The sequence below is a fragment of the Schinkia acidoalkalinis genome (assembly GCF_054301215.1).
Map to the genome: position 1 here is coordinate 934825 of NZ_CP182573.1, position 23097 is coordinate 957921.

Here is a 23097-nt window from a genome sequence, read left to right on the forward strand (position 1 = left end):
GCTTAATTTCCCTCCTTCTTTTTCAATCACACGAACTTAAAACTTAAAACTTAAAAACCTACTTCACTATTTAAACCTAATGCTTCACGCACCCATGCATTATTATCATAAGAAAGCTTTCTTAAACGCAGCCTTTTTTGTGACATAGGCCCTTCATTATGAATAATCTTTTTGAAATATTCCCAATCCGGTTGTTTATATATCCAGTTCTTTGTTTCTGGATCTAAATGAATCGTTTCATCTGGAATTGTTAAGCCAATCCCTTGAATTCTTGGTACATATTTAGTAAGATAGAATTGTCTTAAATCTTCATTTGTATTTTTTCTAATTTTATATTTGATTGTTATATCTTGTTTCGATGATCCTGTTGTTGCAGCACTTGGAGGTCCAAAGAACATCATTAATGCCGGCCACCAACGATTTAAAGCATCCTGGATCATCGCTTTTTGTTCTTTTGTACCTTTTGCTAAAGCTACTGAAATTGCCTCACCATGTTGTGCGTGGAAAACTTCCTCGGCAGCGATACGTTTTAATGCTCTTGCATATGGTGCATAAGAAGCATCTAACATATTTGTTTGTGTAATAATTGCTGCGCCATCAACCAACCAGCCAATTAAGCCACCGTCAGCCCATGATTCTGTTTTCCAATGGAAAACATTATGAAACTTTAAATCTCCTTTAAACAAATCCTGCATTAAATCTTCACGTGTTTTTCCTAAAGGTTTAATTAAATCTTCCGCAACTCGTAATAACAGTTGCCCATGTCCCATTTCATCCTGAACCTTTGCCATAATTCCAAGCTTACGATAAAGTGATGGTGCTTTTGGAGTCCATTCCTTTTCTGGAAACGCACCCATAATTTCGCTGATACCGTGCATAGAGATCAACTTAATTAATGTTGTCCGATACTCTTCGGGCATCCAGTCATCAGCTTCAATTTTTTCACCAGCTTCAATTCTTTCCATAAACGCTTTGTACTTCATCTCTTCTGATGAGTTCACTACTTGAAGTGCCATTTTAATTCCACCTTTCCTTATTTAATCCGAGAAAACTCATATTTTCATTTTTGTATGACGTTTTCTTAACGTTATTATAATATTGCGTCATATTAATTACAAGTATAATTTGTAAAATTTTCAGACTTTTTATTTTTTAATCTTGAATAAATACTTATACGCCGACGCTTACTTTTCTTTTATCGATAACTCTTACAGCTTTCCCCTCAGATCTTTGGATTGATTTAGGTGGATGAACTTTTACATCCATCGAAACTAGACAGCTGTTTTTCATAATATGTTGGACCTTCTTTTTAAGTTGTTGAATGATTTCATGGTTCATATTTCTATCTACTTGTTTATAAATATCATCCGTTACTTCAGTATTAAGTTCAATTGCATCCATTGTGCCTTTTTTCAACAAGTGTACTTGGTAAAACGGTGCTAATTCATTTACCGTAAGCAGATGATGTTCAATTTCTGACGGGAATACATTCACACCTCTAAGAATAATCATGTCATCGATACGGCCTTTCACTCGTGACATTCGGATCGTTGTTCTACCGCATTTACACTTTTCTTTTGTAATCGATGCAATATCGCCTGTACGATAACGAATCACTGGGAATGCTTCTTTTGTTAAGCTTGTAAACACAAGTTCTCCATCTTCTCCGTCTGCAACTGGCTCAAGTGTTTTTGGATTAATTACCTCAACGTAGAAATGGTCCTCCGCAATGTGCAGTCCATCCTGTGCATCGTGGCATTCAATTGAAACTCCTGGTCCCATAACTTCACTAAGACCATAAATATCACAAGCTTTAATATCAAATTTTTCTTCAATTGTTTTTCTCATTTCTTCTGACCATGGTTCGGCACCAAAAATTCCGTATTTCAAGCTTGTTTTGCGAGGGTCTAATCCTAAATCCTCCATATGCTCCGCAATGTTTAGCACATAAGAAGGAGTTCCACAAATAACCGTTGGTTCGAAATCTTCAATTAATGTAATTTGTCTTTCTGTGTTACCGCCTGAAATTGGAACAGTTGACATTCCTAAATATTCACTGCCATAATGGATTCCTAATCCACCGGTAAACAATCCATATCCATACGCATTGTGTAAAATCTCTCCTGGTTTTCCGCCAGCAATCGTAATCGCTCTCGCGACAATCTCGCTCCAGTTTCTTATGTCATTTCTTGTATAGGCAACAACGGTTGGTTTACCGCTTGTACCAGATGAGCCATGAATACGGACAATTTCCTTGCGATCAACTGCAAAAAGTCCGAATGGGTAATGGTCTCGTAAATCTTGCTTTTTAGTAAATGGAAGCTTTGAAATATCCTCCAATCCACTAATATTTTCAGGAGTTATATTTTTCTCAGCAAATTTCCGCTGATAAAATGGAACATTTTTATATACCCTTTCAACTGTTTCCTTCAGTCTCTCTGATTGAATCTTTTCAATCTCTTGTCTACTTTCTGTTTCAACATCATGTAAAATCATCATTTTTCCCCCTTTATCGACTCTTCACAACAGCATTTCGACATAACATTACATAAAAACGTTTTCATCATTAATGCAAATAATACGCCACACTTTAATTGTATGACGTAATATTTACGAATATTTTATTTTTGTAATGTTTGTATAAAATTTACAACTTTAGTAATGTATTTGTCAATACTTTTCATAATTTTTATACTTTTTATTTTTCTTTGTTCAGTTAATTCATATTAAAAAGCTCACATAATTAGATCAAATCTATAATAATTTCATTCCCTAATTATACCACCTAGGGAATGTATTTTTCACTTAATTTTCAAATTTTTTAAAATATTATGTTATAATGTTTTAGTAAATATCATAATTTATAGAAGCTTTTCTATTTTATACATTAATAATTCTAGAGATTTATGAGGATCATTGTTGAAAAGAGATGAAAATTATTGGAGAGAGATGACAGCCGGAATGTCGGTGCAAATATAATAAAAATAGATCGTTTACTGGGGATTTATATTGTAACGATCGCTTTATTCTTTGTATTTACTTATTTTTTCCCTATAAAACAAATGGATGTAGTTGTAAGTATCCTTATTTTTATATTTTTACTTTGGTCGTTGCCTGGATTACAAGGTAGTTTAAAAATAATTACGTATCTATTATTTATTTTTGCTATTATTCTATTTATTTATGTTAAAGCACCTATTGGAAGTTGGCTTGCGGGAGTCAGAGTTAATTTAACATTGGTTTCCATCTTTGCTTTGGTACCGCTCTTAGGTATACCTGTGCGATTGGGGGGATACTTGGATTCTCTAAAAATACTTTTTACACGACTTAATCCAAAATCTTCTTCAGTTTTCCTTATAACCGAGGTGCTTACGCACTTGCTAGGAGTGGTATTGAATGTAGGCTCAATCTCCATTGTCCATTACTTGTCAAAGGCCGCACCTATTCAATCACCGCGTTTATTAGTAAGTGCAGTAAATCGAGGCTTTATTAGCGTCATCTTCTGGTCGCCTTATTTTGCGGCGATGGCCGTTATTCTTAGTATGCTACCAATCACATGGGGTGCGATACTCCCTTATTCATTGGGTTTTGTTCTCATTAGTTTTTTGGTGAGTATTATTGTTGATTGGCCCTTTATTCAGAAAGTGGAGGTTGGCTTTGCCGCCGAGGTTTCAGCAACAAGTGAAAGTTCTGCAAATGGGGAAATGATTTCTTCAAAGAAAAAACTAGTGGAGCTATTTTCATTATTGTTATTTATGATGTTGGCCGTTTTAGGAGTAGAATTTTTTTCTAGTTTGAATATGTCGATTATTATTTGTCTTGTGGCACTTTTATTTCCCCTTTTATGGAGCTTGATTTATAAAAAGCAAAGCGGATATGTAAATGAGGTAAAAAACCATGTATTTCAAACATTACCGCGGATGAGAAAAGAGGTTGTTCTCTTTTTTGTTTCCGGCTTTTTTAGTGCTGCCTTTGTTCAAACCAATATTAGCGCTGCCGTTATTCAAAGCATGAATGAACTATTTGGAGGCTTTCAAATTGGTATTGCCTACTGTATCGTATTTACACTGATTTTTACCTCAGTTGTAGGTTTGCATCCGATTGTTTCGATTACCATTTTTGCATCCAGCTTTAATCCAGAGTTGCTTGGGTTTAGCACAGAATATTTCGCAGTGTTACTACTGGCAGCCTGGGGCATTTCCAATTCAATCTCACCTGCAACTGCTTCTAATAATCTGCTTGCTAACCTGTGGGGAGAGGATATAACAAAAGTATCATTGCGGTGGAACTTAAAATACGGCTTGGTGATGGCCATCCTGCTCCCTATTTATCTTGAAATTTTGCAGGTCTAATATAAAACATCGTCATCAAAATAACGCGAGCAATATTAAAAATTATGGCATTTTTTGATGACGATGTTACATTTTTTTCGGCAACATGACTTAAAGAACCGCATCAGCAGCCACTATTTCAAGAGTTGAATTTTCGGCTGCTGATAAATCAAGTTCGTACGGTTTGATTTCTTGACCTTCTTCATCTTTAATCATCCTAATTACAGGTCGCCCTGCAGCATTAAAATTGTACTTGGCAACTATTCCTGTTCTACCATCATTTAATTTAACAGTTAGCCCCTGTGGATAAATCGCAATACAGTTTTTAAACAACTCAATCTGTTTACTTTCAAATTGTGTTCCACTTCCAGCGATTAATAGTTCAAGACCTTTATGTGGAAGTAGTGAGGTTCGATAAGCTCTCACATTCGTAACCGCTTCAAAGACATCCACTACACTGAGTATTTTAGTATACTTATGAATTTCATCGGCCTTTAATCCACGGGGATATCCTGAGCCATCCAATCGTTCGTGATGCTGTAATGCGCAATGAGCTACAGGCAATGGAATTTCATGTACTTTTCTAAGAGTATCAAAACCTAAGGTAGAGTGTGTCATGACTTGATTATATTCTTCCTTTGTTAATTTTCCCGGTTTATTTAAAATTTCCAAAGGGATATATACCTTGCCAATATCATGGAGTATCGCTCCTAAGCCAATTTCCTCTATATTTTTCAATGGTAAACCGTTCTCAATTGCCAATTGACATGCGTAAATAGATACGTTTAAGCTGTGTGTATACACATAATTTTCATGAATTTTTGCTGCGGCCAATAAATTTATGGCCGTTCTATTTTCTGTTAAAGAATTCAATATATCTTTAAAAATCTTTTGAAAACTGCGAATGGCTCGCCCAGATTTTATCATTCCTTGGATATTAGGCTTATTACTGCTTAATTCTGCGAAAGTTTGAAAACCCTCTGTTATCGTACTAATAGCTTCAAACCGTAATTTTTCAGGAATAGATTCAATAATTTCTATCCCTTCTGATTGGATATCCTTTATGTAAATTGTTGTAATATTATATCTCTTTAGCTTATGTATTAGATTGTCCGTTAGTTCAACGCCTTCAGATAATAGTATTTTACCTTTGCTATTATAAATGGATTTACCTAATTTAACACCGGGCTGACAGCAATAAAGACTTACTAGCCTCATGCAACTACTCCTCTCTTTTCTTAGTGAATAATCGATTCTCCTATTTTAATTCTAGTATACTGTTATACTACATAAATCGACAAGAGGAGTGAAAAAAAGACTACTAATCGTGGATTGTAGTCTTTTTTCTATCTAAAAATGTGAAATAATTTTTACAGCATTTTTAATGGTGATGATGCCCTTGTGGTTCCTTTGATGGATTTGTGATTTCGAATCCCTCTTCGGGAACATAAAAATATTTAATCCAAACTCCATCTAAGAACTCTTCATTTTTATCCAATAGAATATCAATGCCTTTATCTGTTTTCACGATTTCATCATGTTCTGTCGGTGTATCAAGTTTAAGATCGTAATGGGCATGGTCGCCATGCATATGGCTTATGTATACGCGAATCATTTTTCCTTCTGCTTCCACACCACTTAACATTTGATTTAGCACCTTTGCCGCATTACGGTTAATTTTACACTTCATATTCCATTCCTCCATTTTTATTTATATAATCTTTATTTTACCCAAAATCCTTTAAGGGCTAATCTTGATTATACTCTATTTGGAGTAAAAAAATGAAATACAACCCGCCAGTATGGCGGGTGAAAGTAATTAAATGTATGGGGCTCCATAATGACGGAAATGTTCAATTTCCTTTACATTAATAGAAACGATTCGATCCGTTTTCGGATTATAGACTACAACGGCTTGAGCTTTAATACTATCTTGCGGGGAACGCAATATATATTCATAAATTTCTCTTGTTTTTGATGGAGAAACTTGCCTTTTACCTACAAGTTGGTAATCTGTTACCTCATAGCCGGGATAGGCCATTTGCGTTACTTCTAATAAATATTTCCCCCATTTCTCTTCTTCAAGCTCTGGTGAAGGAATAATTTCGATATTGATTACACCAATAGTAGGGTCGGCACCTAGTGTCATAAAGGCCTTGCGATGAAGATTGATTTTATTCGCAGGATAGCCGGAGACAGTGTCGACGACAGTTACAATAACTTCTCTTCCCCCTATTGTTGATAAATTTCTAACTTTAAGCGACTGCCCACATTTAAATGGTGAATGTTCCCCTACAGCAGCTGTCATAAAATCATTTTTCGACCAGGGAATCCCACACTTTGTAACTTGTCCCCCGTCCGTCCATGTTGCTTGACCTCTAATTGGATGTTGGCGGTTTATATATTCAGATAGGGGTGAAAACTCTCCACTTCCGCTATATTTATAATGGTTAAAAACGGGATATGCATATATTCCATTTGTATACGGATAAATATTGGAACTATAGTTACCTTGAGACCACACCCTATTCCCTCCTCCCAATACACATATTTTTTGATAACATATGCCGCTAAAAGGTTGACCTGTTACAAAATGTTGCAAAAGAAATAATAGTGTATTTTTATATTTATTCTACAAAATTGTGAACAAAAAAAGGATTTTTAAATAAAAGTATCGAATAATTATGAGAATTAAGAATTTATTGAGTGGAGATGATTTTAGTGTCGGTTGAAGAAGGAAAGTTTCTTGATGTAAAAGGGGTCAATACACATTATCATGAGGATGGTCAGGGTGAGGCAATTCTACTTATCCATGGTTCCGGTCCAGGAGTATCGGCTTGGGCTAACTGGCGTTTACTATTCCCAATCCTTTCCCAACATTATCATCTTTATGCACCGGATGTTGTTGGCTTTGGCTACACAGATCGACCTATAGGTATTCAATATGGAATCGATGTATGGTCAGACCATATGATTGATTTTTTAGAAACTGTTGGTGAAAAAAAAATAAATATTATCGGCAACTCTTTTGGTGGTGCCATTGCCTTACATATGGCTAAAAAACGCCCAGACCTTATCAACAAACTTATTTTAATGGGTAGCGTTGGTATTGATCACCCAATTGCTGATGGCTTAGACAAAGTTTGGGGATACGAGCCAAGCCTTGAAAATATGAAAAACCTCATTAAGATCTTTGCCTATGACCAAAGTATGGCAGAAAATGATGATTTAGTTGAAATGCGTTATAATGCAAGCATCCAAGAAGGCTTCCAAGAATCATTCTCCTCAATGTTCCCTGCACCACGTCAAAGACATGTTGGCGCTATGGCTTTAACAATAGACCAATTACAAGAAATCAACATCCCTGTTTTATTAGTTCACGGTAGAGATGATAAAGTTATTCCATTAAAAGAAACAAGCTACAGATTAGCCCTTGCATTACCAAATGCCCAGCTTCATGTATTCCCTGAATGCGGTCATTGGGTGCAAATTGAAAAAACAAAAGAATTCGCAGGCCAGGTTATTGAGTTTTTGAAATAAGTTTAGAAAATAAAAAGTCAGAAGCCGAAACAGATCTGGGGCTTCTGATTTTTTTGAACAATTACGCCAACGATTGAATACATTCCACCTGATTATTTTTCGGTGAATTGACAATTGGTGAAACCTCGTATGCAAGCATATCTTCCGGCGGGTAGGGTATTAAAAGCTGTTTTAAACGTCCGGTATCTTGAATGGTACGATCAAGCCATATTTTTTGCGCTTCCTCTGAAAGGATGACTGGCATCCTATCATGGATATCCATCATAATGGTATTAGGCTTTGTAGTGATAATAGTGCATGTATGTAAAACAGTCCCCTCTTTTTCCCATCGGTCCCACAATCCCGCAAATGCAAGTAGCTGCTTCTCTTTACGAGTCATCCTAAATGGCCGTTTATTCCCTTGTTCATCCTTTTTCCATTCATAAAAACCATCCGCGACAATTAAACAACGTCTTCGCTTCAATAGGCTCTTAAAGCTCGCTTTTTCCTCGATTGTTTCCGCTCTGGCATTAATCATTTTATATCCAATCGAAGGGTGATCTGCCCACGATGGCACTAGGCCCCACTGCAAATATCCGCCTCGGTTGTTTTCACCATCAGATACAATCGATAATACATTGTGGCTTGGGGCAATATTGTAGCTTATTTCATAGTTAAGCTCTTCCCCATTTACGATGTTAAAAAATTCAATTATTTCTTCTATTGGCGCTGTTAACGAGAACCTACCACACATTGGCACCCATCCCCCATCATTTACATACGGTCGTATTATACTATTTCAATTTATTAGTCAGACTACCCAACTTTTCTATTTCAACAGTCATCACATCATTGCTTTTTAGCCATACTTGCTGATCTTCAGGATACCCTAAAATAACGCCATCAGGTGTACCGGATAAGATGATATCACCAGGCTTCAACGTCATATATCCTGAAATATAGCTTACCAATTCATCACATGGGAAAATCATATATTTTGTATTAGAAGACTGTTTAGTTACTCCATTCACTTTTAGACTAATATCTAATTCATTTGGATTACCAACTTCATCTGCCGTAACTAAATAAGGGCCAATTGGACAGAAGCCGTCACAAGATTTGCCTAAAAGCCACTGGACAGTCCTAAATTGCAAATCACGGGCAGAAACATCATTTCCATTACAATAGCCAAATACATAATCTAATGCATCCTCCTTAGATACATTCTTTGCTTCTTTCCCGATTACTATGACAAGCTCAGCTTCATAATCCATTTTTACAGCATCAAAAGGAATTTCAATTGTATCACCATGACCGCAGATTGTATTATTATACTTATTAAATAATACAGGATGGCTAGGTACTTCCATATTTGATTCTTCTACATGCTCTTTATAATTTAGTCCAACACAAATAATTTTCCCCGGATTTGGCACACATGGCCCGAACTCAATATCAGATTCTTGTAAAAATAGCTCCGCACCTTTCATCTCAGATACAGCGTTTACAATTTGATTAATAACATCAATTGCTTTGTTCCCCTGTTCTAAAATTGCCTTAATTGAGCCTGGATTTTCAAGACCTGCCGCTTGTGAAGCTTTTTCAAGGTCTAGGATCACATCATTTGTTTTAACACCAACTTTTAAATTCCCCTCTTGTTTAAACGTTACTAATTTCACAACTCTTCCTCCCTCTTTATCACTCTATTGACAATAATACCATATTTCTATATAATGACGTTATTCTGGTCTGTTAGCTCAGTGGGAGAGTACTTGCTTGACATGCAAGGGGTCACTGGTTCGAAACCAGTACAGACCATACAATAACAGGAGCCTGTAACCCTGGTGTATCAAGGATTACAGGCTCTTTGTTTTTGAATTCGTTCTCCCACAACCTTATGCATAATTTTTATTCTCTCTGATTTCCTTTACTTTTCCATATTCAAACATGACAACTCTCTGGGCATTCTCTGCCACCTTTTTATCATGTGTTACCATAATGATAGTGTGGCCTTCTTGATGTAATTGGTGAAAGACATCCATTATAATCTGCTCATTCTCATCATCTAAATTACCAGTAGGTTCATCAGCTAGTATAATAGCAGGATAATTGATAAGCGCTCTTGCAATACATACTCTTTGTTGTTCACCACCCGATAGCTGACTTGGGAGATGGTTTAACCGTTGATTGAGACCAACGCGAACCAACGCAGCTGTTGCTTCTTCTTCATCATGAATACTATGGTAATATTGGGTTAACATAACATTTTCTTTTGCTGTTAAATGAGGAATCAGATGAAACTGTTGAAAAACAAGACCTATTTTTTCCCTGCGTATTTCAGTCAATTGCTTTTTATTTAATTTCGATGTTTCAACTCCATTTATATTAACGGTTCCTTGTGATGGATTATCCATACACCCCATAATATTTAACAATGTACTTTTTCCCGAACCAGATGGACCCATGATTGCTACCCACTCACCTTCCTCAACAGATAAATGGATATCATTTAAAACATGGAGATTACCATAACTCTTTGAAACACCATTAATATCGAGAATACACATAATCGTTCCCCCTTTAATTTCCCTTTAATACAATAGCAGGATCAACTTTCATAATTTTTCTAACCGGAATAAAGAAAGAAATTGCTACGATAATCAACGATAGAACATAAGTCCATGGGACAATCATGTTTTGGAAGGCAATCGCTTCATGGAAAACACTTAATCCAATTAACTGAGCTATATAATAAGCGGCAACTACCCCAAATGTACTGCCAACAATACTGATAATCATTCCTTCTGCAAGAAATTCAAGAAACAATAGTTGATTAGAAGCTCCTAGTGCCTTTTTTAACCCAACTTCTTTTCGTCTTTCATAGATCATACTAATCATAGTAGTTGTTACAGTAAGAATCGTAATGATGAAAATGATAATCCCAATTAGGCGAATTAACTTTTGAATTTTAATAAGCATTTTCTCTTCGGATTGTTCCATTTGTTTAATAGGACTAATTTTTATGTCAGAAATAGATGATTGCAGTCTATTTGCTTCTTTTTTCAAATCAGAACCTTCTTTGCTTAATAAGCTTAACAAAACAATATCTGAGGATTTCCTATCGGTTACATCTTTTACCAATCCCATATTCGCAAAAATCTGATTGTCTTCTTTACCTCCCGAGGAAACAATTCCTTTGACTCGTAGGGAGAAATCTTTTTTAGTAGAGTTTGTAAATTTAATTAATGAGCCCGGTTTTAAATCATACTTTTTTGCTATATTAATCCCTATCAATGCTTCTTTCACATTACTTCTATCCTTAATCCAGTCCCCAGTAACATTCCAATACGGACTTACCTGCTGCATTTGATCAAGCCACGTACCGACCAATACCAAAGGTTTCTTATCTAATTGAACAACTGAGTACTGAAAGGGGGCGATACCAACTAGTTTATTTTTTTTAACTTTCGAACTGATTTCATTAACTTTTTCAATTTCTATTTCAGATTGATTGGCTGGTGATATAAGAATATTTGCCCCATATGCTCGAAATTCTTTACCCATTTTTTCATTTATATCGTAATAAAGGTTTACTAATCCACCTATAATACTAGTCCCTAAAATTATGGCTAGTAACGCTACTGTTGTTGGTAGTTTTCTATAAAGTAATGCACGAGTAACTAACCTTGAAAAAAGCTTAAATTTGTGCATTTTTAACTACCTCCCTTGAAGTACACTTATTGGGTCTAGCTTGATAATTTTTTTAATAGTGGGGTAACTTCCTATTGTAGTTATGATGATAGAAAGTAAGACAATTAAAGGTAATCCAATGAATTTTATTTTAATAACTGTTCCAAATATATTTTGGCCCATGAATTGAGTTATGAGCACTCCAAGTCCATAGCCTATTATTCCTCCAATGACTCCACTAACGATTGCCTCACTAATAAAAAGTAATACAACTGAGTTTTCGGTTGCTCCAATTGCCTTCATTAATGCAATTTCCTTTCCACGTTCTGAAACCTTACTATTCATAAGACTTGTAATTCCTAGAGCTGAACTAATGATAGCTACAAGGGAAATGATCAACATCATAAACTTAATCTTGTTTAAAATTGCTCCCTCTGATTCAGCTATTTGCCTAATTGTTTTTGCTTCAGAGCCTTTGATTACTTCTTCTATTTGATAGGCGATGGAGCTTGCATATGCTGTGCAATACCAATCTTCATAATCTTTTTCATTTAAATAGGAAGGATTTTCTGCGGCCTTTTTGGCCAATTCATTTTCGGGAACGGTTAAAGCACTAATCTCCGCATTACTAATTTTTCCTGGTAATTCTAAAATAGTTTGCATAGTATTCAATGGAACAAAAATGGTTTGATTATTTTCTTCGTCAGCATTAACAATTCCAACAACATGAAAAGAAACTACCTTTTGATCTTTTAAAGTATTAATTTGGACCATTAGGTTGTTACCTTTTATAAGGTTATATTGATCAGCTAATTGTTTTCCTACAACAATTTCATTACTATTTTTATCCTCATTTGGCCATTTACCATTAAGTTTCCACCATGATTTCATTGTGGAAAGTCCAACATTATAAGTGTTGCTACTACCTTGTTTAATAGATTTGGAAAACCATGTGCCCATTAAACGTACTTGTTCTTGATTGGCTCTCAGTTCACCTTTTGTCTCAAGATAAGGCACAAAGTTTAGGATATTATTTGCCCAGAATATTCTTTTTAGTTGATATAAATCATCCTCTAGAAGAAACGCTTGCTCCCCAAGTGGATTTAAATTCAAACCATTTATTTCCACCGGAATGGTTTCCATTTTAGGTTCAACTCTAATATTTGCACCATAAGATTTTAATTCTTCATTCATCTTATCTCCAATATCTAATGAAAAATTTAACATGAACGAAGCAAGGGAAGCCCCTAGCGCAACGGTTAAAATTATTAAAAGTTTATCCTTAAAGCTTCTTGTAAAAGCTTTATAAAGTAAACGTGTAAACATGTTGCCACTCCTTACTGAAATAGAGACTTAGATTTTTCTAATTCAGACACTTGAATATCTAATCCTTTGTTATCTTGGCTCTCATATGCCATTGTAATAGGATTACATCCACCCGGAAGTCCAATTGTATTGACATTGATTACAGAATGACATTTTTTACATATTATTTGATCACCTTTTTGATAATAACCCGCAACCCCACAAATCGAACAAGCATCTAATGCAACTGCATAGTTATTTTCTGTTTTGCTTACAACCATAAAACGAGTTTCTGTTTGATCGGGAAAGGTATATGAAAAAATATTTAAGCCTTTTTTTAACTGATCGTTGGAAATATGGATATGCCCCTCATGAGCAGTAGTTTCAATTGGTGGCTTTATGTTAAGTTCATTTGCCTGAATAATCTTAGAACTAACTAGAAACGAAAAAAAGGCAATATGAATAATCGTAAGACTATAAAACCATCTTTTTAATGTTAATGACTTGGCAATCACCTTTCGTTTGTCTGCTGGGTTAAGAAAGCTACCATCCTTAGCTTTTGAATGATGATAAATCAAAATAGAGGCTTTAACTAAAAACAAACCAATAGTTAAAGCTAGAATATAGAAAAAATACTCCTTATGGTTTACTACTGGAGCTAAAATTTCTAGTGCCCACATTGTAAGGGGTAAAATCCGCAGGCTAAATAACATTTGAAGGAATTCTGTTAATTCCTTAGTAGAAAGAATCAGAAATTGGAAAAAGACAATAAAGAATATAAAATGCACGTTTTGTTTTTGAGCAAGGCGTTGGATTCCTAAAGCCATAATATAAAGAAACAAAACCGTTATGGCAGTTACAGCCACTTTCCCAATCCACTCAGAGTTTATTCCATTAACTAGTCTCAGTTGAGGGATAGCCGTTAAAAGAATTTGCTCAAATTCCAAGGCAATTGCAAATGAAAAGAGAAAAAGAATAATTTTACCAAACCTAGTCTTATTTTGTCTATACAGTAAAATGACAGAAATCATACCTAAAAGAATGGCAGAAAATAAGAATCCTTTTTCTACTAAATCTATCATTTCCATTCGGATTATATATTTTTTTGTAAGATAAAGAATTATGGCAGTAACGATTCCTAATAAACTTCCATAAAAAAGCGAAGGAACCAATCTTTTATGTTTACCTAGCGTTAAAAAGCTAGCCAAAAGCATGATTATAAAGAGAAATTCAATACCAGTTTTAATCAAGAAAGATAAGAATTGTAGCATCTATTTCACGTCCTTTCTTCAAATGTAAAAGAGGCAAGAAAGCTCTTGCCCTTCACGTTATTTTTTTGGCATATATGGAAATTCCCATTCCACTTCGATTGGCTTTGTCCAGAACTTACCTTCTACACCACTACCTTTATCTGTGTGTAGTAAATAGTTTTGCTTCTCTGGTGACTCAATAGATAGACTTACTTTATACTTTCCTGCTCCGAACATTTTTACGTTTGAACCATAATGTGGACCATCAGCAGCATTCATAGGCATGAATGTTCCAGAAACTTCTTTTCCGTTATCCAAGTTCTTTAATTTATAGTTTACTGTTAAGAATGGAACCCATTCTCCGATACCAAATCCAGTTTTATTATCTTGTGTCGCTTTAATATCACCTTCAAGATGGATATCAGCTTCATTTGGTTGTAATCCGGCTTTTTCAGGAGGATACATTTCGGCTGCTTCAAAGTAAACGGCAGCAATATTCAGCCCTTCCTTCTCAATGGGATCACCAATCGGAATCTCTTTAACAGCTTTTGTTTGTGTAGTACTTGCTCCATGATCTGAACTTGTGGTTGTTTCATTTGTGGCTTTATCCCCGCATCCTGCCAATAAAATAAATAAACTAAAAAATACTGCTCCGAAAATCCCTTTTTTCATGATTAACTTACTCCTTTTTCGATTGAATTTATCTTCACTTTGTTTTTCCTAAATGAGATTGCTAGAATCGTACTTAAAATGATAAGTGCTTGAACGCCGATTCCTTCCCAACTTGGATAGATTCCTAAAGATCCATTAATAGGAAATCCGGAAATGATTGAGTTACTTAAAAATCCCCCAGCTTGTAATTCTTTAATTCCTTCTCCAGCAAATATAAATGCTAAGACATAGAGAAGGGTGCTTGAGAGGATAAAGAATAGTCTTAACGGTAACCGGGTACTTGTAAGACGAATGATATAGAATAAAATAATAAGAACTACTGCCCCGGAAACAAAACCCAGCCAAATTGGTAATGTTGATTCAGAAGAATCTGTAAGTAATGCTTGATAAAATAATACCGTCTCAGCACCTTCCCGATACACCGCAAGGAATGCAACTAACCAAAGCATCGTTCTTTTTCCAGTTGAAAGGGAATCCTTTATTTTTCCTTCTATGTAATTTTTCCAACGTTGCGGATTAGCATTTTTAAACATCCAATAACCCATTGAAAATAAAAAAGCCGTAGCAATTAACAAAACAATTCCTTCCATTGCTTCCTGAGATCTACCGCTAACATGAATAAACGACTGAAAAAGATAAGCGGTAGCAAAACTTGCTAAAATGGCAACTATTGAGCTTTGATACACTTCTTTTACTCTACTTGTATTCCCAGACTTAATTAAAAAAGCAACGATCGCAGATATAACCAGAATAGCTTCGATCCCTTCCCTAACAATAATTAGAAAGGAATAGAACCATAGCCCTCCAGTACCTTGCTCTGCTTTAATCAATGTATTTGCGTCCGTATTTAGCATTTTTCTTAATTCATCTACATCTTGTTGGATTTTACTAATGTCATCCCCTGTAGTGATTTTCTTTTTAATTTCGTTAAATTGGAATTCTATCTCAGCAGCACGTTTTGCAGAAATATTTACTCGGATTGCTTGCTCCATTCTGTCGCTTTCAAAAGGTCCAAAGTATGCTTCATTTATCAACTCTTTTGCCTTTATTTGGTTACCTTTTTCATATTCATCCATTGCTTTATTTAAAAATCCATCTATATTGGTAACCACTTGATTCCAAGAGCCGTCTGCTGCAAAGACTTGATGAGATATAAATAGAAAACATAGTAAAAATGGTACGATCTTCAATACATTTAATTTTCTCACGACATTTCCCCCTTTCGATAAAAATGATAATCATTATCAATGATAACGATTATCATTTTAGATGAAGATACTATCACTGTCAAGTGGTTTGGGATTCCTTGATTAGGCTTTGCCCCATCAGCTAAACAGCATGTCCTCTCTAGAATAAAAAGCGACTGCCCATTGTCGAGCAATCGCCTACGTATTCTATAAGAATGATCATGGAGTTTTATTGGTCATTGAAGACTACGCCAAAAAATGAAATTTGACTCCTTATACTTGTTTTATTTTTCAAAATGATAAGGTACTGTCGTTATTACTACTTTTCTTCGAAGTAACAGTAGAGTTCGAATCATGATACCCGATTGATTATGAAGAATATTGTGCCACCCTTTCTTCGGAATAAACTGTGGGATGACCACTGTGACTTGATAATTCGCTTCACTAGCTTTGAGTTCAACTTTGTCAATAAATTTGGTAAGGGGATTGATGATACTCCTATAATAGGAGAAAAGTGTCACTAATCTGATATCAGGCTGCCATTTTTTCCATTTTTCCTCAAACCTTTTTTCATCTTCTCGATCAAATGAAACATAAACCGCTATAATTTGGTCAGGAGACAGACCTTTAGCATAATTTAAAGCACTCTCCACTCCTTTAGTTATACCCGCCACAGGAATGATAATAACGTTTCCCTCGATAGACAATGAGGAATCAAAAGTTTTAACTCTAAGTTGCTCTCCAACCTCTTCATAATGCTTTCTAATTTGGTGGAAAACCAAAACGATAATCGGTACAAAAACTAAGATAGTCCATACTTGCGCGAATTTTGTAAAAAAGAACATGATGGTTACAATAAAGCTAATGATTGCGCCTATTGTATTAATAATAAATTTACGGTGCCATCCTTCAGGTTTTTCCCGAAACCATTTTACCATCATACCTGTCTGTGACAACGTAAATGGTACAAACACTCCAATTGCATACAGTGGAATAAGATGTTCTGTTTCTGCTTGAAAGGCAACGATTAAAATAATTGAGGCTATTCCAAGTATGATAATACCATTTGAATAACCTAATCGATCACCTCTACTTAGAAACATCCTTGGAATAAACTTATCTTTTGCTAAATTCACTGCCAGCAATGGAAAAGCAGAATACCCCGTGTTTGCAGCAAGGATTAATATTAATGCTGTTGTTCCTTGTATAAAAAAATATACGTAATTCCGGCCAAAGGTTGCTTCAGCTATTTGAGAAACAACTGTTACTTTAGCACTTGGAGCTATGCCATAATAGTATGCTAAAAATATGATGCCGGAAAAAAGGATCGCTAGTAAAGCCCCCATCATCCCTAATGTTTTTGCTGCATTATTTGGTGCAGGATCTTTAAAGTTAGGAATAGCATTTGATATCGCTTCAACACCCGTTAAAGCAGAGCTTCCTGAAGCAAACGCTCTTAATAGAAGAAACAAAGTGATTCCTGCTACAGGGGTCCCTATTGGGCTGTGTAATTCAGGTGAAACATCCCCTTTAATAATATTATAAATACCTGCTCCAATTAAAATGAATAAGGCTAGAACAAATAGGTAAACTGGGTAAGACAAAACGGAAGCCGATTCCGTAATGCCCCTTAAATTTAATATAGTAAGGAAAATTACAAATACAATAGCAATTTCTACATTAAATCCATGCAGGGCAGGAATGGCAGATGTGATTGCATCCGTACCGGCAGAGACACTAACAGAGACTGTTAGGATATAGTCTACCAATAAGGATCCTCCAGCAATTAAACCCGGATTTATTCCTAAATTACTTCTTGATACTACATAGGCGCCCCCTCCATAGGGATAAGCAAAGATAATTTGCCTATAAGACAAAATAAGGGCTGTTAAAAGTACTAATACACCGATTGCGATAGGAATGGAATACCAAAATGCTACCGCACCTAGCGTTGCTAAAACAATCAAAATTTGTTCCGGACCATATGCTACAGATGACAATGCATCAGATGAAAGAATAGCTAGAGCCCTCGTGTTGCTTAGTTTATGTTCTCCAGCTTCAGTTGTTTTCAAAGGTTGACCTATTAAGAACCTTTTTATGGTTAAAATCATTTATTTAAGCACCACCTAAATAGAGTCCATTAGGTTATATGTTTCCCTATTGAATAACAATTTTTCAAAAAGTTTAAGATGTAACAACAATAAAAAAAGATTGGAAATGAGGATTAGTCCTTCGCTAAAGTACAAGCCACCAGTAAGTTACGGAATATACTGAATATGAAATTGGTGTGTAAGGGGGGTGAAACCATGAAACCTTGGTTCAACACTTCTTGTATTAGTGAGCAGGAAGTTAGTTTAAGTAATTCCATGCGCTTGGTTTGGGAACAACACGTATACTGGACAAGACTGACTATCATAAGTCTAGCTTTTAATTTACCTGATGTAGAATCTACTACCGCACGTCTTCTCCGAAACGCCACAGATATGGGAAATTTACTAAAGCCTTTCTATGGAAATAGAATAGCCGCGAGGTTTAGCGACTTAATAAGGGAGCACCTGTTAATTGCTGTGGAACTTGTCAATGCTGCAAAAACTGGCAATCAGAGAGCTGTAGCAGCTATAGAAAGAAGATGGTACAAAAATGGAGAAGAAATTGCCGAATTTCTAAGTAGAATAAATCCTTTTATTTCAAGAGATGATTTCCAAGAAATGTTTTTCGAGCATCTGGCTCTTACTACACAGGAAGCGGTATTTTTAATCCAAAACAATTTTCAATCAAGTATTGCTGTGTTTGATAAAATTGAAGCAGAAGCTTTGCATATGGCAGACACAATAACTGCTGCGATTGTGCAACAATTCCCCAGAAAGTTTCAAAAATAAAGTAATGATGATTGTACCATAAGAGAATGAATGGCACTAATTTTAGTGCCATTTTTATTTTGTGAGCAAGCCTTAAACATTTATCGTAATCCACAACATAATGATGACCCAAATTAGAATAATGAGTGAACCTACTACCCAGTTTTTCGGCTTACCTTTTTTCATCATTTCTTCTGCTTTACTTTCACATTCCGATAGTACTTCATTTGGTATCATCTTTAATGCAAACATTATTCCTAATGGAACAATGATAACATCGTCTAAGTAACCGAGAATTGGTATGAAATCTGGAATCAAATCAATGGGGCTAAACGCATACGCTACAACACAAGCTGTAAATAATTTCGCATACCAAGGTACTCTTTCATCTTTATAAGCCAAGTAAAGTACAAAAATTTGTCGTTTTAATCGTTTCGCCCAAGCCCTTATTTTCCTCATAATTTCTCCTATCTATTCAACTTTTCTGCTTACGTTAGTACAATAATTTCAACAAGAAAGGCGCTAATCCTTCTTGAATTAACACCTCGCGTCGTCATTCCTGGCAGCGTAGGAGGGGCCCTTTTAAAGGTTTCGATTTATAATGTCGGAAAACCCTCCCACTGTTTCCTATACAATGACTTTAGTAAACAAAATAGCTTGACATTCATAAAATAAACTAAATTGATCAAAAGAGGTGCTTAAATTGGCCGTCACTATTATTACAACTGGTCCACACCCTTCATCTCCCGGGGCATGTATGGCACATTATAATCACAACATCATTAGCCACACTCCCCAACACTACTATCCAACTCACAATCATATGATTAGCTATAATGTCCCACCATTTCCAACATGGACACCACCAGTTGGTTACTTCCCTCGCTTTTATTAAAACTCAATTAGCTATTGGGTTGTATGTAACATACAACCCAATAGCTCATTTAATGAATATCGTTTTACATATTTTGGAAATAATAGTTATTAGTATTATTTAAATGGAGGTCGCCTTTTTTGAAACAAAAGCAAATCGCCTTGGTACTAATCATCATTTTATTGAATATTTTTAATAAATCATGGAAGGACATTACCAAATATTATAAAAATTTAATCCTAGTATTAGGATTAAATGCTTTTTATTATTACCTTTGCAAAAGGCATCTCGTCTGGGAATTTAGGCCTGGAGAGTTCTCATGGAGAGGGTTAAGAGCATTACATACTTTTATTGTGACACCATTGGTCATTCTTTTGTATTTATCGAAATTACCCAAAACTTTATCAAAACAGATAGTTTATACTATAAATTGGACATTGGGATCCATTATAGGTGAGTATTTTTTACATAGGCAAAAAATGATTAAGTACAAATATGGCTGGAATCTATTTTGGTCAGGACTTCTTTTTTTTAAAATGTATGTTTATAGCAATATTTTTACTAAAAATCCTTTTTCAGCTAGTATTCTTTCCCTTTGCTCTATTATTTTTTTCATTTTAAAATTCCATGTACCCTTAACGAAAAGACTCTTAAAAGGGCCCTTCCATATTTTTCTCCCAAAAAAAATAAAAATTGTTCAAAAGTATAAAATTTGTATTGGGGCTTTTCCTAAGAGATTATCCAACAAAATTAAATCAATTATAAAAAATAAACACGTAATTTTGTGAATTACATTCCCATTCTTTCCACAGACACGTTGGATGTCGGATAATAGCCAGTGGCAACGGCGGGACTTGCCATCAAAAGTCCCGCAATGCCTTTGGTGAAGGATACAGAGTAAGCCAAAACCCTGAAATTTAGTTGGATCTATTCAGTATGCGTCATTTACATTTATCAATACATTTGATTAACCGATTTTCAATATCTACAGCAATTTCTTTAAGCTTTTCATCTTCTACCATCGTGATTAGTGCTGTAGGTTTGGGCATCCCAATTTTGATAGTACCTCCATCATCATAGACAACAATTTTACAAGGCAAGAAATAACCTACCATTTTATTTTGCGTGAGTACACGCCCCGCTTCATGTGGATTACATACTTCTAGAATTTTAAATGACTGGTTAAAGTCAACGCCCTTTTCTTGAAGCTTATCTTTGATATCAAATTGCCAAAGCACACCAAACTTTTCTTCTTTTAGGTTTTCCTCAATGCTTTTTACAGCATCATCCAGTGTTTTACTAGTTGTAATCGTATAATTAAAATCAAGCATTAAAAATTCCTCCCACATTTGTTATTGAACAATGATTAAATACACGTCATTTCCAGAAAATCTTAAGCTACTATTACACCGTAATAGTTTGGTGATTTTCACCAAGATTATTTGTTTTTTATAAAATATCCACCCAAATTTTAACAGTTGTAGTAAAAATCAGGATTGCTAAAATCACTTGAAGAGTTTTCGTAGTTGCTTTTTTACCGGCCTTTGCTCCAAGCGGTGATGCGAGCAAACTTGCAACCACGATAATGAAGGCAGGAAGATATTCTACCTGTCCTGTTGAAATTTTCCCAACTGTAGAACCAATGGATGAGATAAATGTAATCGCTAATGATGACGCGATCGTCATTCTAGTAGGTATCTTTAATACAACAAGCATGATAGGCACTAATAAAAAGGCACCTCCCGCACCTACGATTCCTGCACCCAGCCCCACAATAAATGACAGAGCAGCAGCCAGCCATTTATTAAATTTTACCTGTTCAAGCGGGATATCATCGATACCCTTCTTAGGAATAAACATCATCACTGCTGCAATTGCTGCCAACATACCATAAATGATATTAATTCCACCTTCTGACATGATATTTGATCCAAATCCACCAATAAAACTACCTACTAAAATACTAATTCCCATGTAAGCAATTAATTGTTTATTTAAATATCCGCCTTTTCGATAAGCCAATACCCCGCCAATTGTTGCGAAAAACACTTGCATAGCAACAATACCAGTGACTTCATGTGCACTAAATGCTACAAGGCCAAATAACGGCGGGATATATAAAAGCATCGGATAATTGATGATAGCACCGCCAATACCAAGCATCCCTGAAATAAAAGACCCAATAAAACCAATTATAAAAATGATAATAATAGATCCGAGGTCCATAGATTTACCTCCTTATTTAGCTAACCTGATTACCCTATATGATGAACAGCACAACGGTTTGGACCAATTTCTAGTTCTTGCATTTTTTCAGCATCTGCTGACAGCATACCGCGGTTAATGGTAACAATTTCCTCAAAGTTTGGTGGTTTTACTGAACTAGCTGATTTTTCAACTTGGTCAAGGAAGTCCCTTTCTGGTGTGTTAAACATCTTCTCATTTCTTCTACGAATATCCCCAAGTGTTGCTCCAATAAAACCGGACTCATTCTTTTCATCGTCTAAGCTTGCATAGTGGCCTGGAAGGACAATTACGTCATCCGCAATTTCTGATATCTTGGAATAAACAGTATTGTATAAATCCTTTGCCCATTCTCTTACCTTATTACCAAGGTCAGGACGTCCTAATCCGCTCACAAAAATAGTATCTCCTGAGAATAATAGCTTGTTATTTACAAAGAATGATACACTTCCTGGTGTATGACCAGGTGTTTTAACCGCTAATACCTCAAGTGTTACATTTTTAAATACAATTTTCTCATGCTCTTCTAAAGGATTGAAGTCAAATGTAGCCCCTTCACTTTTCATCAAGTAGTAATTAGCCCCTGTTTTATCAGCGAGCACTTTACCACCCGAAATATGGTCTGCATGGAGATGGGAATCAACAACATGCTTAATGATAGCCCCCGCTTCTCGGGCTGCCTCTTCATATTGCGTTACAAATCTTGAAGGATCTACAATCAGTGCTTCCCCTTCGGAAACAACCATATAAGAAAGACAGCCTTTGCCTACACGAATAAACTGGTAGACCGTCACATTTTGATCTTCATAGACTTTTGTTTTGTGCAAAAACTCGCTCCACGATTTCATCCCGCCTTCTAAATAAGAAGAGCTTATGCCGGCTTCATCTAAAAATTCAGCTACCATTTTTGATGAGCCTTCCTTGGCGCAAACAACGAGAATTTCCTTATTAGTAGGCAGCTTATCTTGGATAGGTTCAATTCCATCTAATAATTCGAAATATGGTATATTGAAATAATCGAAGTTTATTCCTTCTATTTTCCAATCATTAAAATCACTTTCATTTCGAACATCTAAAATGAATAATTGCTCTTTATTTAAAACTTTTTCAGTAACATCTTTTGCAGTCAATATATTTACAGTCATCCTCCATTTACCCCCTATAGTA

Annotated in this window: 22 protein-coding genes and 1 tRNA gene; 5 read left to right on the forward strand and 18 right to left on the reverse strand. The window is 35.4% G+C overall.

The window, feature by feature from the left end; translation table 11 throughout:
- Positions 1-50: 50 nt before the first annotated feature.
- Both paaA and paaK read right to left on the reverse strand, forming a co-directional pair.
- Positions 51-1016 carry a 1,2-phenylacetyl-CoA epoxidase subunit PaaA gene (paaA, locus tag ACNQFZ_RS04820; protein ID WP_458414219.1) on the reverse strand — a complete coding sequence of 322 codons (966 nt, stop codon included), beginning with the start codon at positions 1014-1016 and terminating at the stop codon, positions 51-53.
- Between the two features lie 154 nt (positions 1017-1170).
- Positions 1171-2496, reverse strand: a complete 1326-nt coding sequence (gene paaK / locus ACNQFZ_RS04825) for a phenylacetate--CoA ligase PaaK (protein WP_458415311.1) — start codon at positions 2494-2496, stop codon at positions 1171-1173.
- Between the two features lie 443 nt (positions 2497-2939).
- Here paaK and ACNQFZ_RS04830 point away from each other — a divergent pair, with 443 nt between their 5' ends.
- Positions 2940-4352 (forward strand): hypothetical protein, encoded by a 1413-nt coding sequence (locus ACNQFZ_RS04830; protein WP_458414220.1) that lies wholly within the window; start codon positions 2940-2942, stop codon positions 4350-4352.
- A gap of 90 nt (positions 4353-4442) precedes the next feature.
- On the opposite strand, the gene ACNQFZ_RS04835 is transcribed toward ACNQFZ_RS04830, so the two are convergent.
- The 3 genes from ACNQFZ_RS04835 to ACNQFZ_RS04845 form a co-directional block, all read right to left on the reverse strand.
- The gene (locus ACNQFZ_RS04835) at positions 4443-5549 is read right to left on the reverse strand and encodes an HD-GYP domain-containing protein (RefSeq protein ID WP_458414221.1); all 1107 of its coding nucleotides are present in this window, start codon (positions 5547-5549) and stop codon (positions 4443-4445) included.
- Positions 5550-5712: 163 nt separating this feature from the next.
- Positions 5713-6021 carry an iron-sulfur cluster assembly accessory protein gene (locus ACNQFZ_RS04840; protein WP_458414222.1) on the reverse strand — a complete coding sequence of 103 codons (309 nt, stop codon included), beginning with the start codon at positions 6019-6021 and terminating at the stop codon, positions 5713-5715.
- A 129-nt stretch (positions 6022-6150) separates the two neighbouring features.
- Positions 6151-6855 (reverse strand): DUF3889 domain-containing protein, encoded by a 705-nt coding sequence (locus tag ACNQFZ_RS04845; RefSeq protein WP_458414223.1) that lies wholly within the window; start codon positions 6853-6855, stop codon positions 6151-6153.
- Positions 6856-7043: 188 nt separating this feature from the next.
- Between ACNQFZ_RS04845 and ACNQFZ_RS04850 the strand changes: the two genes are divergently transcribed.
- Positions 7044-7871 carry an alpha/beta fold hydrolase gene (locus ACNQFZ_RS04850; protein ID WP_458415312.1) on the forward strand — a complete coding sequence of 276 codons (828 nt, stop codon included), beginning with the start codon at positions 7044-7046 and terminating at the stop codon, positions 7869-7871.
- 61 nt (positions 7872-7932) lie between these two features.
- Here ACNQFZ_RS04850 and ACNQFZ_RS04855 read toward each other — a convergent pair whose 3' ends face one another.
- Positions 7933-8604, reverse strand: coding sequence for an SOS response-associated peptidase (locus ACNQFZ_RS04855; RefSeq protein ID WP_458414224.1), 672 nt, complete (start codon positions 8602-8604; stop codon positions 7933-7935).
- Positions 8605-8644: 40 nt separating this feature from the next.
- Complete coding sequence (locus ACNQFZ_RS04860) at positions 8645-9529, reverse strand: fumarylacetoacetate hydrolase family protein (protein ID WP_458414225.1); 885 nt, start codon at positions 9527-9529, stop codon at positions 8645-8647.
- Positions 9530-9596: 67 nt separating this feature from the next.
- Here ACNQFZ_RS04860 and ACNQFZ_RS04865 point away from each other — a divergent pair.
- Positions 9597-9668 (forward strand) — tRNA-Val (locus tag ACNQFZ_RS04865).
- Positions 9669-9745: 77 nt separating this feature from the next.
- Here the strand turns inward: ACNQFZ_RS04865 and ACNQFZ_RS04870 are convergent.
- The 7 genes from ACNQFZ_RS04870 to ACNQFZ_RS04900 all read right to left on the reverse strand — a co-directional run bounded on the left by ACNQFZ_RS04870 (position 9746) and on the right by ACNQFZ_RS04900 (position 18065).
- Positions 9746-10417 (reverse strand): ABC transporter ATP-binding protein, encoded by a 672-nt coding sequence (locus tag ACNQFZ_RS04870; RefSeq protein WP_458414226.1) that lies wholly within the window; start codon positions 10415-10417, stop codon positions 9746-9748.
- A 13-nt stretch (positions 10418-10430) separates the two neighbouring features.
- Positions 10431-11561 (reverse strand): ABC transporter permease, encoded by a 1131-nt coding sequence (locus ACNQFZ_RS04875; RefSeq protein WP_458414227.1) that lies wholly within the window; start codon positions 11559-11561, stop codon positions 10431-10433.
- A 6-nt stretch (positions 11562-11567) separates the two neighbouring features.
- Entirely contained in the window at positions 11568-12866 is a 1299-nt protein-coding gene (locus ACNQFZ_RS04880; protein WP_458414228.1) for an ABC transporter permease, read from the reverse strand.
- 11 nt (positions 12867-12877) lie between these two features.
- Positions 12878-14116, reverse strand: coding sequence for a Fe-S-containing protein (locus tag ACNQFZ_RS04885; RefSeq protein WP_458414229.1), 1239 nt, complete (start codon positions 14114-14116; stop codon positions 12878-12880).
- Between the two features lie 57 nt (positions 14117-14173).
- Positions 14174-14767, reverse strand: coding sequence for an iron transporter (locus ACNQFZ_RS04890; RefSeq protein WP_458414230.1), 594 nt, complete (start codon positions 14765-14767; stop codon positions 14174-14176).
- A 2-nt stretch (positions 14768-14769) separates the two neighbouring features.
- On the reverse strand, positions 14770-15975 hold the full coding sequence (locus ACNQFZ_RS04895; protein ID WP_458414231.1) for an FTR1 family iron permease: 1206 nt from the start codon (positions 15973-15975) through the stop codon (positions 14770-14772).
- Between the two features lie 263 nt (positions 15976-16238).
- Positions 16239-18065 (reverse strand): APC family permease, encoded by a 1827-nt coding sequence (locus ACNQFZ_RS04900; RefSeq protein ID WP_458414232.1) that lies wholly within the window; start codon positions 18063-18065, stop codon positions 16239-16241.
- Between the two features lie 195 nt (positions 18066-18260).
- On the opposite strand from ACNQFZ_RS04900, the gene ACNQFZ_RS04905 reads away from it, so the two are divergent.
- A complete protein-coding gene (locus tag ACNQFZ_RS04905) occupies positions 18261-18833 on the forward strand; it encodes an acetylglutamate kinase (RefSeq protein ID WP_458414233.1) in 573 nt (190 codons plus the stop codon).
- 72 nt (positions 18834-18905) lie between these two features.
- On the opposite strand, the gene ACNQFZ_RS04910 is transcribed toward ACNQFZ_RS04905, so the two are convergent.
- On the reverse strand, positions 18906-19271 hold the full coding sequence (locus ACNQFZ_RS04910; protein ID WP_458414234.1) for a YkvA family protein: 366 nt from the start codon (positions 19269-19271) through the stop codon (positions 18906-18908).
- Between the two features lie 555 nt (positions 19272-19826).
- Here ACNQFZ_RS04910 and ACNQFZ_RS04915 point away from each other — a divergent pair.
- Positions 19827-20474 (forward strand): hypothetical protein, encoded by a 648-nt coding sequence (locus ACNQFZ_RS04915; protein WP_458414235.1) that lies wholly within the window; start codon positions 19827-19829, stop codon positions 20472-20474.
- Between the two features lie 153 nt (positions 20475-20627).
- On the opposite strand, the gene ACNQFZ_RS04920 is transcribed toward ACNQFZ_RS04915, so the two are convergent.
- The 3 genes from ACNQFZ_RS04920 to ACNQFZ_RS04930 form a co-directional block, all read right to left on the reverse strand.
- On the reverse strand, positions 20628-21017 hold the full coding sequence (locus ACNQFZ_RS04920) for a DUF302 domain-containing protein (protein ID WP_458414236.1): 390 nt from the start codon (positions 21015-21017) through the stop codon (positions 20628-20630).
- A 118-nt stretch (positions 21018-21135) separates the two neighbouring features.
- Positions 21136-21912: a sulfite exporter TauE/SafE family protein gene (locus tag ACNQFZ_RS04925; protein ID WP_458414237.1), complete on the reverse strand. Its 777-nt coding sequence runs from the start codon at positions 21910-21912 to the stop codon at positions 21136-21138.
- A gap of 29 nt (positions 21913-21941) precedes the next feature.
- Positions 21942-23075: an MBL fold metallo-hydrolase gene (locus ACNQFZ_RS04930; RefSeq protein WP_458414238.1), complete on the reverse strand. Its 1134-nt coding sequence runs from the start codon at positions 23073-23075 to the stop codon at positions 21942-21944.
- Positions 23076-23097: the final 22 nt, after the last annotated feature.

Excerpts from the sequence above, each read along its gene's own strand:
- ACNQFZ_RS04875 (WP_458414227.1), bottom strand. The coding sequence starts at position 11,561 with ATGCACAAATTTAAGCTTTTTTCAAGGTTAGTTACTCGTGCATTACTT.
- ACNQFZ_RS04910 (WP_458414234.1), bottom strand. The coding sequence starts at position 19,271 with ATGAGGAAAATAAGGGCTTGGGCGAAACGATTAAAACGACAAATTTTT.
- paaK (WP_458415311.1), bottom strand. The coding sequence starts at position 2,496 with ATGATTTTACATGATGTTGAAACAGAAAGTAGACAAGAGATTGAAAAG.
- paaA (WP_458414219.1), bottom strand. The coding sequence starts at position 1,016 with ATGGCACTTCAAGTAGTGAACTCATCAGAAGAGATGAAGTACAAAGCG.
- ACNQFZ_RS04880 (WP_458414228.1), bottom strand. The coding sequence starts at position 12,866 with ATGTTTACACGTTTACTTTATAAAGCTTTTACAAGAAGCTTTAAGGAT.
- ACNQFZ_RS04920 (WP_458414236.1), bottom strand. The coding sequence starts at position 21,017 with ATGCTTGATTTTAATTATACGATTACAACTAGTAAAACACTGGATGAT.
- ACNQFZ_RS04840 (WP_458414222.1), bottom strand. The coding sequence starts at position 6,021 with ATGAAGTGTAAAATTAACCGTAATGCGGCAAAGGTGCTAAATCAAATG.
- ACNQFZ_RS04900 (WP_458414232.1), bottom strand. The coding sequence starts at position 18,065 with ATGATTTTAACCATAAAAAGGTTCTTAATAGGTCAACCTTTGAAAACA.
- ACNQFZ_RS04905 (WP_458414233.1), top strand. The coding sequence starts at position 18,261 with ATGAAACCTTGGTTCAACACTTCTTGTATTAGTGAGCAGGAAGTTAGT.
- ACNQFZ_RS04925 (WP_458414237.1), bottom strand. The coding sequence starts at position 21,912 with ATGGACCTCGGATCTATTATTATCATTTTTATAATTGGTTTTATTGGG.
- ACNQFZ_RS04850 (WP_458415312.1), top strand. The coding sequence starts at position 7,044 with ATGATTTTAGTGTCGGTTGAAGAAGGAAAGTTTCTTGATGTAAAAGGG.
- ACNQFZ_RS04930 (WP_458414238.1), bottom strand. The coding sequence starts at position 23,075 with ATGACTGTAAATATATTGACTGCAAAAGATGTTACTGAAAAAGTTTTA.
- ACNQFZ_RS04885 (WP_458414229.1), bottom strand. The coding sequence starts at position 14,116 with ATGCTACAATTCTTATCTTTCTTGATTAAAACTGGTATTGAATTTCTC.
- ACNQFZ_RS04870 (WP_458414226.1), bottom strand. The coding sequence starts at position 10,417 with ATGTGTATTCTCGATATTAATGGTGTTTCAAAGAGTTATGGTAATCTC.
- ACNQFZ_RS04855 (WP_458414224.1), bottom strand. The coding sequence starts at position 8,604 with ATGTGTGGTAGGTTCTCGTTAACAGCGCCAATAGAAGAAATAATTGAA.
- ACNQFZ_RS04890 (WP_458414230.1), bottom strand. The coding sequence starts at position 14,767 with ATGAAAAAAGGGATTTTCGGAGCAGTATTTTTTAGTTTATTTATTTTA.
- ACNQFZ_RS04835 (WP_458414221.1), bottom strand. The coding sequence starts at position 5,549 with ATGAGGCTAGTAAGTCTTTATTGCTGTCAGCCCGGTGTTAAATTAGGT.